The sequence below is a fragment of the Paenarthrobacter sp. NPDC018779 genome (assembly GCF_044391085.1).
Taxonomy (GTDB): domain Bacteria; phylum Actinomycetota; class Actinomycetes; order Actinomycetales; family Micrococcaceae; genus Arthrobacter.
The window spans coordinates 103,610-115,846 of sequence record NZ_JBIRZS010000009.1 but is presented as its reverse complement, the minus strand read 5'-3'; the positions used below and the strand labels follow the sequence as shown (position 1 = coordinate 115,846).

General features: G+C 65.4%; 9 protein-coding genes. 6 read left to right on the top strand and 3 right to left on the bottom strand.

Going from position 1 to position 12,237, the window contains the following annotated elements:
- Nucleotides 1–91 precede the first annotated feature (91 nt).
- The 4 genes from ACH488_RS11955 (at nt 92) to ACH488_RS11940 (ending at nt 5,596) form a co-directional block, all read left to right on the top strand.
- Nucleotides 92–1,138, top strand: a complete 1,047-nt coding sequence (locus tag ACH488_RS11955; protein WP_397324410.1) for an LLM class flavin-dependent oxidoreductase — start codon at nt 92–94, stop codon at nt 1,136–1,138.
- Between the two features lie 92 nt (nt 1,139–1,230).
- Entirely contained in the window at nt 1,231–2,493 is a 1,263-nt protein-coding gene (gene cobA, locus ACH488_RS11950) for a uroporphyrinogen-III C-methyltransferase (RefSeq protein ID WP_397324409.1), read from the top strand.
- A gap of 104 nt (nt 2,494–2,597) precedes the next feature.
- Nucleotides 2,598–4,064, top strand: a complete 1,467-nt coding sequence (locus tag ACH488_RS11945; protein WP_397324407.1) for an FAD-dependent oxidoreductase — start codon at nt 2,598–2,600, stop codon at nt 4,062–4,064.
- A gap of 80 nt (nt 4,065–4,144) precedes the next feature.
- The gene (locus ACH488_RS11940; protein ID WP_397324406.1) at nt 4,145–5,596 is read left to right on the top strand and encodes a rhodanese-like domain-containing protein; all 1,452 of its coding nucleotides are present in this window, start codon (nt 4,145–4,147) and stop codon (nt 5,594–5,596) included.
- Between the two features lie 64 nt (nt 5,597–5,660).
- Here ACH488_RS11940 and ACH488_RS11935 read toward each other — a convergent pair whose 3' ends face one another.
- The 3 genes from ACH488_RS11935 to ACH488_RS11925 form a co-directional block, all read right to left on the bottom strand.
- Nucleotides 5,661–6,347: a FadR/GntR family transcriptional regulator gene (locus tag ACH488_RS11935; RefSeq protein ID WP_397324405.1), complete on the bottom strand. Its 687-nt coding sequence runs from the start codon at nt 6,345–6,347 to the stop codon at nt 5,661–5,663.
- Nucleotides 6,344–7,627, bottom strand: coding sequence for an MFS transporter (locus ACH488_RS11930; RefSeq protein ID WP_397324403.1), 1,284 nt, complete (start codon nt 7,625–7,627; stop codon nt 6,344–6,346). The genes ACH488_RS11935 and ACH488_RS11930 overlap by 4 nt, the downstream gene beginning before the upstream one ends.
- Before the next feature lie 110 nt (nt 7,628–7,737).
- Nucleotides 7,738–9,180, bottom strand: coding sequence for a PucR family transcriptional regulator (locus ACH488_RS11925; protein WP_397324401.1), 1,443 nt, complete (start codon nt 9,178–9,180; stop codon nt 7,738–7,740).
- Nucleotides 9,181–9,327: 147 nt separating this feature from the next.
- Here ACH488_RS11925 and ACH488_RS11920 point away from each other — a divergent pair, with 147 nt between their 5' ends.
- Nucleotides 9,328–10,758 carry an aminobutyraldehyde dehydrogenase gene (locus ACH488_RS11920; protein ID WP_397324399.1) on the top strand — a complete coding sequence of 477 codons (1,431 nt, stop codon included), beginning with the start codon at nt 9,328–9,330 and terminating at the stop codon, nt 10,756–10,758.
- Between the two features lie 93 nt (nt 10,759–10,851).
- Nucleotides 10,852–12,207, top strand: a complete 1,356-nt coding sequence (gabT, locus tag ACH488_RS11915) for a 4-aminobutyrate--2-oxoglutarate transaminase (RefSeq protein ID WP_397324398.1) — start codon at nt 10,852–10,854, stop codon at nt 12,205–12,207.
- Nucleotides 12,208–12,237 lie beyond the last annotated feature (30 nt).

The following is a 12,237-nucleotide window of genomic DNA, read 5'->3' as shown; positions in this document are numbered from 1 at the left end:
GGAGGCGGCTCGTAGTCCTGGCGCCGAGTGGTTCGCAGCACAAACCGGACCTGCGCGGAATGAGTGGGCACGGCCCGGCGTTGTCCCGGACATGCACAAGAAACGGATCGGCTTCCTTTCCTTCGGCCATTGGGCCCGCGTCCCCGGCTCGCTGGTTCCCACGGCGGGGGAGGCCCTCAAACAGGGAATCGAGCTCGCTGTTGAGGCCGAGAAACTGGGCATTGATGGCGCGTTCTTCCGAGTGCACCACTTTGCCCGGCAGCAGGCTTCGCCATTCCCGCTACTGAGTGCCATCGCAGCACGTACCAGTCGCCTCGAGATGGGCACCGGCGTGATCGACATGCGCTACGAAAACCCGCTGTACATGGCGGAGGAAGCCGCGGCCACCGACCTGATCAGCGACGGCAGGTTGCAGCTCGGCGTGAGCCGTGGTTCACCCGAGCCGGCGCTGAACGGCGCTTCCAATTTCGGCTACGTCCCCGCGGAGGGTGAGGACGGTGGCGACATGGCACGCCGCCATACTGCACTGTTCCGGAAGGCCATTGCAGGCCATGGCGTGGCCCAGGCGGACCCGCACTACGCCGGTGGAGCTAGCGGGGTGCTTCCCATCCAGCCGCAGTCTCCCGGCCTTCCGCAACGAATTTGGTGGGGCGCAGGCACCCGCAAGACCGCGGTGTGGGCAGCCGAACAAGGCATGAACCTCATGAGCTCCACACTGCTCACCGAGGACACCGGCGTGCCCTTCGACCAACTGCAGGCCGAACAGATCCAGATGTTCAGGGATGCCTGGGCAGCTGCGGGTCACGACTTCGAACCGAGGGTTTCCGTAAGCCGCAGCGTCATTCCGATCGTGGACGCGGAGGACAACCACTACTTCGGCCTTCGCGCGCAGGCCGACCGGGAGGACCAAGTAGGGATCCTGGACGGTGCACTGTCCCGCTTCGGCAAGAGCTACATCGGCTCACCGGACCAGCTTGCCGCGGAACTCGCGCAGGACGCGGCGGTGCAGGCAGCGGACACCGTGCTGCTCACGGTTCCGAACCAGTTGGGCGTGGAGTACAACGCCAAGCTCCTGGGGAATGTTGCCAAGCACGTCGCCCCTGCGTTTGGCTGGAGTCCGGCCTTGGAGGCACCGTAGCGGAAGCTCCTTTTGTGACGCCGCATTACCCAGCGTTACCGGTTGTGTCCGGGCCTTTGAAGCATGTTACGCGCCAGCCCTACAGTTTTTTCATGGCAATTCAGGACATTTACCCCACCGCACTCCGGCTGCTTGGCCGCCCGGTGCTGGTGGTGGGCGGCGGACCCGTCGCGGCTCGCCGTGCCAAGGGACTGCTCGACGCCGGAGCGAAAGTTACGGTGGTCGCCCCCATTGCCTCCGAAAGACTCCGCGGCCTGGTCGATTCGGGCCTGCTGGCGTGGGAACCGCGCGAGTACCGTACGGAAGACCTCGACGGCGTCTGGTTCGTCCAGACTGCCACCGGCACACCCGCTGTGGACACCAAGGTAGCGAACGACGCCGAGGCGCAGCGCATCTGGTGCGTCAACGCCTCCGACCATGAATCATCGGCCGCCTGGACCCCTGCCGTGGCCGTGGTGGACGACGTCAAGATCGCCATCAACGCCGGGGGAGATCCGCGCCGCGCGATGGCCCTTCGTGACGCCGTCGCCACAGCCCTGGAGACCGGCGATCTCCCGCTGCGCCGTCACCGCAAGCCAGGAGCGAACGGTTCGGTAGCCCTCATCGGCGGTGGCCCGGGTGACTCGGGACTCATCACCGTCCGCGGTCGCCGCCTGCTGGGCCAGGCCGACGTCGTGGTTGCCGACCGTCTTGGACCGCGTGGGTTGCTGGCAGAACTGGCGCCCGATGTCCGCGTGATCGAGGTCGGCAAGACCCCCGGCCACCACCCCGTCCCGCAGCTTGAGATCAACCGCCTCCTCGTGGAGGAAGCCCTCAAGGGCAACCGCGTGGTCCGCCTCAAAGGCGGCGACCCCTACGTCCTGGGCCGCGGTGGCGAGGAAGCAGAATTCTGCCGGCAGAACGGCGTCGAGGTTGAGGTGGTGTCCGGCGTGACGTCGGCAATCTCGGTTCCGGCCGCGGCCGGCATCCCCGTGACCCACCGCGGACTGGCCAAAGGCTTCAGCGTGGTGACCGGCCATGAAGAGTTGTCCGAAGTTCCCGCGCGTCCCGACCACACTGTGGTGTTGCTCATGGGAGTGGCCCAATTGCGCGAGTCTGCGGCCGCCCTGGCCGGCTCGGGTCTGCCTTTGGACACTCCAGTAGGTATCGTAGAAAACGGGTATTTGCCGGAACAGCGCGTCACCATCGGCACCTTGGAGACCATCGCGGACCAGGCGGAAGCCGTCGGCGTGGCCAATCCAGCGGTGATTGTCATTGGCGATGTTGTCCGTGTCAGCCCCTTCGCGCCCCAGCATTTCAAGACCGCTGACTACAGCACCATTACCCCCAACCGTCCCCGCGTCCGCACCAACTAGCCCCGCCCAACCCAACTAGGTCGCAGTTAACGCCGTTTTGAGCCCTCAAAACGGCATCAACTGCGACTCAGTTGGGAGGACTGAGAACAAGAAGGAACACAGCCGTGTCAAATAGCACCCCCGTAGGTTCTGCGGACCGTCCGCTTCGCGTCGCCGTCATCGGCTCCGGCCCTGCCGGCGTGTACGCAGCTGACATCCTGACCAAGAGCGAAGCCGTAAAGAGCGGCGAACTCACCGTCAGCATCGACCTCTTTGACCGCTACCCGGCCCCGTACGGCCTGATCCGCTACGGTGTTGCTCCGGACCACCCCCGCATCAAGGGCATCGTCAACGCCCTCCACAAGGTGCTGGACCGCGGCGACATCCGTTTCTTCGGCAACGTGGACTACGGCACGGACCTCTCCATCGAGGACCTGCGCAAGCACTACGACGCCATCATCTTCGCAACGGGCGCCATCAAGGACGCGGACCTGAACATCCCGGGCATTGAGTTTGAGGGTTCCTTCGGCGGTGCCGACTTTGTTTCCTGGTTCGACGGACACCCGGATGTTTCCCGCGAATGGCCGCTGGAAGCCACCGAAATCGCTGTCCTCGGCAACGGCAACGTGGCCCTGGACGTGGCCCGTGTCCTCTCCAAGCACGCCGATGACCTGCTGGTCACCGAAATCCCGGACAACGTCTACGCCGGGCTGAAGGCTTCGCCGGTCACCGACGTCCACGTCTTCGGCCGCCGCGGCCCGGCGCAGGTGAAGTTCACCCCGTTGGAACTGCGCGAACTCTCGCACTCCAAGGACGTTGACATCATCCTCTACGCCGAGGACTTCGAGTTCGACGAAGCCTCGGACGAGGCCATCCAGAGCAACAACCAGGTCAAGACCATGGTTGGCACGCTCACCAACTGGATCGCCGAGCAGCCCGAGGACCTCTCCGAGCTCAAGGCTTCCCGCCGCCTGCACCTGCACTTCCTGCACAGCCCGGTGGAGATCGTCGATTCCCCGGAGACCCCGGGCAAGGTTGCCGGCATCAAGTTCGAGCGCACGGAGCTGGACGGCACGGGCAACGCCCGCGGCACCGGCGAATTCATCGACTACCCGGTCCAGGCCGTGTACCGCGCCATCGGCTACTTCGGTTCGGCCCTGCCGGACGTTGAGTTCGACCACAAGAAGGGCGTCGTAACCAACGACGGCGGCCGTGTCCTGGACGCCGACGGACAGCACGTTCCGGGCCTCTACGCAACGGGCTGGATCAAGCGTGGTCCGGTTGGCCTCATTGGCCACACCAAGGGTGACGCCCTCGAGACCGTCACGTACCTGCTCGAGGACCGCGAAAACCTGCCTTTCGCCGAGGTTCCCTCCGCGGACGCCGTGGTGGAACTCCTGGATTCCCGCGGCGTGGAGTTCACCAGCTGGGAAGGCTGGCTGGCCCTCGACGCCCACGAACTCGCCCTCGGCGCAGCGGCCACCGAGGCCGGCACGTCGCACGGTGTTGAGGTCAAGCGTGAGCGCATCAAGGTTGTTCCGCGCGAGGAAATGGTGAGCATCTCCCGCGACGGTGTAGCTGCACAGGTCTAACCGCAACGCGGGGTCACGTACAGCCCATTCCGGACCTTCGGATGGGCTGTAAGTGACCCCGCGTTGTTTTAATCTGGGGTATGGACGTTGTCGTGATCGAGACTCCCCAGTTGGGCGACCGCAGCTACCTGGTCCATGACGGCTCTGTTGCCCTGGTGATCGACCCCCAGCGGGACATTGACCGGGTGGAAGCGGCCGCCTTTAAAGCGGGCGTCCGCATCACCCATGTGGCGGAAACCCACCTGCACAACGACTACGTCACCGGTGGCCTGGTCCTCGTGGAGAAACACGGCGCCTCCTACCTGGTCAACGCCGCGGACCGGGTTTCGTTTGCGCGGACGCCGGTGATGGACGGCGATGTCTTGTCCGTGGGACGCCTGTCCGTGCGGGTGGTGGCCACCCCGGGCCACACGCACACGCACCTTGCGTACGTGGTGCGGGATGTAGCGGACGACGGCGGCCCGGAGGCTGTGTTTTCCGGCGGCAGCTTGCTCTACGGCTCGGTGGGGCGGACGGACCTGGTGTCCCCGGAAGATACCGCCGCGTTGGCGCACGCCCAGTATTCGTCGGTCCGGCGCTTGGTATCTTTTGCGTCCGGGGCGGCCGCACTCTATCCAACGCACGGATTCGGATCCTTCTGTTCCATCGGCCCGGCAAGCCATCAGGATGCTTCCACCATGGGGGAGCAGTCAACGTCTAACCATGCCCTGACCGACCCCAGCGAGGACCACTTCGTGGCAGAGCTGCTGGCCAACATCACGGCCTACCCTGCCTACTACGCACACATGAGCCCTCTCAACGCTGCGGGTCCTGCCGCCGCAGACCTGGCTGTTCCGGAATCCGTGGAACCGTCTGAGCTTGCCCGGCGCTTGCACGACGGTGAGTGGGTGGTGGATCTCCGGCACCGGGTGGCTTTCGCAGAGGATCATCTGGAAGGCAGTGTGGCCTTCGAATACGGCAACGGGTCCAACTTCACCAGCTACCTGGGCTGGGTGATTCCTTGGGAACAGCCCTTGACGCTCCTGGGCGCACGCGAGGAAGTCGGTAAGGCGATCCGCGACCTGGCGAGGATCGGCATCGAAAGCCCGGATGCCGCCGTCGGGCCTGTAGACGATCCCCCCGCGATAGGTAGCCAAGCGCTCGTAGGAGAAGGGGCCGACAATCCGGGGCCGGGTGCTGGCCCGGGCGCGAGCTGGGTGGGTGCCCTGGCGCCAGGTATTCGGCGGCGAAGCTACCCTCACGGAGACTGGAGCCGGCTGCTGCGGGAAAGAACAGCGGCGGACATCGTCCTGGATGTTCGGAGGCCTGAGGAATTCAACGCCTCCCATGTGCAGGATGCCGTGAACATCCCTGTTTATGAGCTCCTCACGAGGATCACTGAGTTGGCCGGGACCAGGATCTGGGTCCACTGCGCCACAGGGTACCGGGCCAGTGTTGCCGCGAGCCTGTTGGACAGGGCCGGGCGTGAGGTGGTGCTGCTCAACGCCCGGTTTCGGGACGCGGCCGGCGCGGGGGTCGAGTTGGCTCGGTAGGATGCCGAAAGCCCACAGTTCCTTTGCCGGGCGGCAACGGGACTGTGGGCTCACCGCGTAAGGCTCAGGACTGATCCGGGCTCTTGTCCGCGCAGAAGTCCAGGTTCCGGTAGACGCTGGAAACAGCCGCCTCGGGATCGTGTGCCTCAAGGGCGTCCACCAGCTCATCGTGGCCCTCGCGGGGGATTCCGTTGAAGCCGTCCACGCGCTGCTGGCGGAGGAGATCGTTGTGGAACACGCCGCCGAAGGAGACGTACAGCTGGTGGAGCAGGGGATTGCCGGACGCCTGCGCTACGCGTTCGTGGAACTCCCAATCGGCGCCGGCCCACGTGGGGTAGTCCTCGGCGAGCCAGGCATCGTGGCGGAGTGCCAGGAGCCGGCGCATCTCGGCGATGTCCTCGGCCGTGGCGTGCTTGACGGCCAGACGGGCTGCCTGGGTGTCCAACCCTAGCCGAACCTCGACGATGTGTTCCTGCGTGTGCTCCTGGTACATGCGCTGGGCAGCACCGGAGATTTCGCTGTTGGCCCGGACATAGGTGCCGTCCCCGCGGCGCACTTCCAGCATGCCCGAGTGTGCCAGCGCCTTGATGGCTTCACGCAAGGTGCCCCGCGAAACGCCCAAGGTGGCCATGAGTTCAGGCTCCGCCGGGATGCGTTCCTGCAACGGCCATTCACCGGACTTGATCATGTCCCGCAGCTTGGCGGTGATCTCCTCGGCCAGGACCGGGCGATGCGAAGGGGTAAGGGTCATGCCGTCCTCGGTTGGGTCTTGGATACAGTGCGCTTGCTGGTGAGCAGGTGGCAGGTGACCATGAGCGCCACGGCCACGATGGACAGCAGGCTCAGCGGCAACACCCAGCCACCGGTGGCGCTGTGGAGCAGCCCCATGCCGAAGGGGCCGATTGCCGCAATCAAGTATCCCAGTGATTGGGCGATGGTGGACAGCGCAGTGGTCTCGGCGGTGGAGCCACCGCTGCGGCTGATGATCACCAGGACCAGCGGGAAGATGCCCAGCCCGAAGCCGAACAGGACGGCCGGAATGACGGCGAGCGAAGTGGGCAACCACAGCATGGTGCCGATGGCCACCAAGGTGGAGCTGCTGGCCAGGTACAACGCGGGGCGCAGCATACCGGGCCGGGAACCGAAAGCCAGCAGGATCATGCCGGCAGCAACGGAGACCAGCTGCATCACGCCGAACTGCAGCCCACTCTCGGAAGCGCTGAGTCCCTGTGACGTGAGGATGTAGGCGAACCAGCTCATCACGGCGTAGGCAAGGAAGGCCTGGAACGTGAAGATCGCGGTGATGAGGATGCCCAAGCGGGTGCGCAGCAGGGGCCACATGGACACCCGGGGGCGTTCAGTCTTGGCGGCATTGCGGTGGCTGTGCAGGACCACGGGGAGGAAGCCCAGGAGTGCGGCCACGCCCAGGAGTCCCCAGGCTGCCAAGCCCATGGACGGCGAACCCAGCTGCTGCGCCAGCGGAACGCTGACGGCTGCTGCGAACGTGGCGCCGCCGGACATGGTGAATGTGTAGAGCCCGGTCATCATGGAGGTGCGCTCGGAATAGTGCTCGCGGATCAGCGAGGGCATGGCCACGTTGCAGACAGCCAGCCCGGACATCGCCAGTACCGTGCCGCCCAGAAGTGCGCCAGTGGCGGGAACACCACGGACCAACAGGCCTGCCGCCAAGAGCGCCAAAGCGATGAAGATGGCTTTCTCTACGCCTACCCGGCGGGTCAGCCACGAGGTCCCCAGCCCGGCCACGGCGAAGCACAGCAGCGGAATGGAGGGCAGGATCGAGGCAACCAGTGCGCCATAGCCCAGGAACTGCTGCAGTTCATGGAAGAGGGCGGCTGCGCTGGTGATGCCGGCACGAAGATTGAGGCCGATGAGCACCACGGCAATAATGCCGACGACGGCGACGACGCGCGACTTGGGTGCGCGGGCGCTGGCTACCGGAGCAGCGGCAGTGCCGGCGGGGGAGATCGTAGGGATGTTTCCTGTCGTCGTAGTGAGTGAAGTCGTCGCCATATTTAAAGGTTAGACGTTTGACGTCTAATGTCCAGACTTCTGTGGCGAATCTCTCCAGCGTGGGACGCAGGTGCGGTGCGGCTCCCAACGGGAGTGCCGCCGTCGTACGTTTACCTGGGGTTGCGCGAACCGAGTCTCTGGACCGCCAAAGCCAGCCACAGCTGCACCCGGTCCTGGGTCTGGGAAGGGTCGTACCCGGTAAGTTCGGTGATTTGGGCCAGCCGGTAGCGGACCGTGTTCCGGTGCAGTGTGAGGGCCTCGGCCACGGCTGCCACGGAACCGTTGTGGTTCAGGTAGCTTTCCAGCGTGGCCACGAGTTCGGCACCATGGGCGGCGTCGAATTTGCGCAGGGGAGTGAGGGACTCGCTGGCCATGTCTGCCAGCGGAACGTCCTCGCTCGCCAGCAGCAACGACGTCAAACTCAGGCGCTCCGGCTCGTTGACCGGCAAGCCGTGCGCCACGGCGTCGCGTGCTTCGAAGTAGCTCCACCGCAGGCCGTTCGGCTTGGTGTAGGCGCCGCCAATGCCGATCACGGCATGGATTCCCGCCTCCTGCAGATGGTCGCTGAGGCTTCTCGCCAGCGCGGTGGCCGAACTGCCGTCGTCCGCCACCACCGCAACCAGGTCCTTCCCGACGACGGCGCTCACGCCACCTTCCAGCGCCTGCGGCAGCGAGATGCTGACCAGTTGCTTGTGGTGGGCCGTGGATTCGGCAACCAGTACCACGTTCTTCCGGGTGCTGTTGATGCCCACGCCGGCCAAACGGCGGGCGGCCTCAATGGTTTCCAGGGTGCCATGGATGACGTCGTCCAGCACCTGGCCGGCCATGGCGCGCTGGGCCTGCCGCTGCTTGACCATGTTGTTGAGCTCTACGCTGATGAGGTTCTGCGCGTAGCTGACTATGCCGGAGTCGATGAAGGGCTGCCGCAACCAGAGCGTGCAGGCGTCGCGGCGGCCGGTGGGGATCGGATAGGAGGCCCAGCCTTCCGCGGTGGGGGCCGGCTTCCCGGGCACGCTGTTGTAGAGCTGTGCGCTGAACTGGGTGAGCACAACTTCCGTGCGCAGCATGCTGCCGAGCTGCTTCAGTAGTTCTGCCAGTCCGCCGCCGGTGAGGAGGGCGCGGGCCAGGATTTGGTGCCCGGCGAGCAGGCGTTCCAGGTTTGAATAGTGGTCCGCGGAATGCGATTCGGCCACGAGCTTGCCGATGGCGATGAACGGTATCGCGTACGGCACCTCGACCAGTGGCAATCCCCAACGGTTGGCCTCGGCGATGAGGGGTTCCGGAACGGCCTCGTGGGTGAGCCCGATGCCGAAGCCGATGCCCACGGCGCCCGCGCGCTGGACCTGGCGGACAAAGCGCCGTTGGTCCGCTGCGCTCTTGAGGCGCAGGCCGGTGGTGAGGACCAGTTCGCCGCCGCTGAGGAAGCGTTGCGGATCTTCGAGTTCGGTCACTGCAACCCAGCTGATGTCCTGGTTCCACGTGGTCTCCGCAGCGCCCGTTTTCCGGAGTTTCAGGGAGGGGACAGCAAGGAGGGAAGCGAGGGACATGGCCATGGATACAAGGGTAACCCGGCACTGGGCAAGCGCACTAAGAGCCGGGTCTGGGAGTGTGCAGCTGACTATTCCGTGGGGCACCTCACTGGCATAGGCTCTGATCAGCTAACCAGCCCATGCCAACACACCGAAAGAGGGTTGCACACCGTGGTTCAAACCTTGCAGAACTTCATCAACGGCGAATTCGTCACGCCGTCAGGTACGGGTCTCCTGGATGTCGTGAATCCCACGAACGGGGAGATCGTCGCCAAGTCGCCCATTTCGGTGCAGGCAGATGTTGACGCTGCCATGGCCGCCGCCAGCGAGGCTTTCAAGACCTGGAAGCACGTCACCCCCGGCCAGCGCCAGCTCATGCTCCTCAAGCTCGCCGACGCCGTGGAGGCCAACAGCGACGAACTGGTTGAGGCACAGCACCGCAACACGGGCCAGGTCCGCTCCCTCATCGCCTCCGAGGAAATCGCAGCCGGCGCTGACCAGCTCCGCTTCTTCGCCGGTGCCGCCCGCCTGCTGGAAGGCAAGTCCGCCGGTGAGTACTTCGAGGGTCACACCTCTTACGTGCGCCGCGAACCGATCGGCGTCGTGGCCCAGGTGGCACCGTGGAACTACCCGTTCCTCATGGCCATTTGGAAGATCGGCCCCGCCCTGGCCGCAGGCAACACCGTCGTCCTGAAGCCCTCGGACACCACCCCGGAATCCACCCTGGTCCTGGCACGCCTGGCCGGCGAGATCTTCCCTGCCGGTGTCCTCAACGTTGTCCTGGGCACCGGCGAGACCGGCTCCCTCATGGTGGAGCACAAGGTCCCCGGCCTGGTGTCCATCACGGGCTCCGTCCGCGCCGGCATCGCCGTGGCCAGCGGTGCAGCCAAGGGCCTCAAGCGCGCCCACCTGGAACTCGGCGGCAAGGCCCCCGCGATCGTCTTCAAGGACGCCGACATCAAGAAGAGCGCCGCTGCCATCGCCGAGTTCGCCTTCTTCAACGCCGGCCAGGACTGCACCGCCATCACCCGCGTGCTCATCGAGGACTCGGTCCACGACGACGTAGTGGCCGCCATGGTGGAGCACACCAAGACCCTGCAGACCGGTTCGCAGAACGACGAAGACAACTACTTTGGCCCGCTCAACAACGTGAACCACTTCAACGCCGTGACCTCCGTGGTGGAGAACCTGCCGGAGAACTGCAAGATCGTCACCGGTGGCCACCGTGCGGGCGAGAAGGGCTTCTTCTTCGAGCCCACCATCATCACCGGCGCCAAGCAGAGTGACGACATCGTGCAGAAGGAAACCTTCGGCCCGGTCATCACCGTCCAGAAGTTCACCACCGAAGCCGAAGCGCTCGAGCTGGCCAACGACGTCGAATACGCCCTGGCTTCCAGCGTCTGGACCACGGACCACGGCACGGCCATGCGCATGAGCCGCGACCTCGACTTCGGTGCCGTCTGGATCAACACCCACATCCTCCTCACCGCCGAAATGCCCCACGGCGGCTTCAAGCAGTCCGGCTACGGCAAGGACCTCTCCATGTACGGCGTCGAGGACTACACGCGCATCAAGCACGTGATGTCTGCGTTGGATGCATAACCCCGCCGCATAGTCACCTTCGGCTCACCACTTCGCTTCGCACCGGCCAGGACCCCGGCTAGTGCGGCCCCCATCAGTAAAGAAGGAAACTCCATGACCACCACCGCGAACGAACTCTCGTACCGCATCGAGCAGAAGCGCAACATCAACGGCGCCTTCCCCGGCCCCAAGTCGCAGGCACTGGCTGAGCGCCGCTCCGCCGTCGTCGCTGCCGGCGTCGCTTCCGGCGTCCCCGTCTACGTTGAAGACGCCGACGGCGGCATCATCCGCGACGTCGACGGCAACTCCTTCATCGACCTCGGCTCCGGCATCGCCGTGACCAGCGTCGGCGCGTCCGATCCCGCCGTCGTCGCCGCCGTCCAGGACGCGGCCGCGCACTTCACGCACACCTGCTTCATGGTCACCCCGTACGAGGGCTACGTCGCAGTTGCCGAGCAGCTGAACCGCCTCACCCCGGGCGACCACGCCAAGCGCACCGTGCTCTTCAACTCCGGCGCCGAAGCCGTGGAGAACGCCGTCAAGGTTGCCCGCCTGGCCACCGGCCGCGACGCCGTGGTTGCTTTTGACCACGCCTACCACGGCCGCACCAACCTGACCATGGCACTGACCGCCAAGGCCATGCCCTACAAGACCAACTTCGGCCCGTTCGCGCCCGAGGTCTACCGCATGCCAATGAGCTACCCGTTCCGTGAAGAGAACCCGGAAATCACGGGTGCCGAGGCTGCCAAGCGCGCCATCACCATGATCGAGAAGCAGATCGGTGGCGACCAGGTTGCCGCGATCATCATCGAACCCATCCAGGGCGAAGGTGGCTTCATTGTTCCGGCCGAAGGCTTCCTGCCGGCGCTGTCCGCCTGGGCCAAGGAAAAGGGCATCGTCTTCATTGCTGACGAGGTCCAGTCCGGCTTCTGCCGCACGGGCGAATGGTTCGCTGTCGACCACGAAGGTGTTGTCCCGGACATCATCACCATGGCCAAGGGCATCGCCGGCGGCCTCCCGCTGTCCGCGATCACCGGCCGCGCCGACCTTCTCGACGCCGTACACCCGGGTGGCCTCGGTGGTACCTATGGTGGCAACCCGGTTGCCTGTGCAGCAGCACTCGCCGCGATCGACACCATGGAACAGCACGACCTCAACGGCCGCGCACGCCACATCGAAGAACTCGCCCTGGGCAAGCTCCGCGAACTGGCTTCCGAAGTTTCCGTGGTCGGCGATGTTCGTGGCCGTGGCGCCATGCTGGCCATCGAACTGGTCCATGCCGGTTCCAAGGAGCCGAACGCCGAACTCACCAAGGCTGTGGCCGCCGCTTGCCTCCAGGAAGGCGTCATCATCCTGACCTGTGGCACCTACGGCAACGTGATCCGCCTGCTCCCGCCGCTGGTCATCAGCGACGAACTGCTGCTGGACGGCCTCGACGTCCTCGCGAAGGCCATCAAGGCTCACGCGTAAGTCTTACTGCGAGAGGCGGGCCGGGGATTC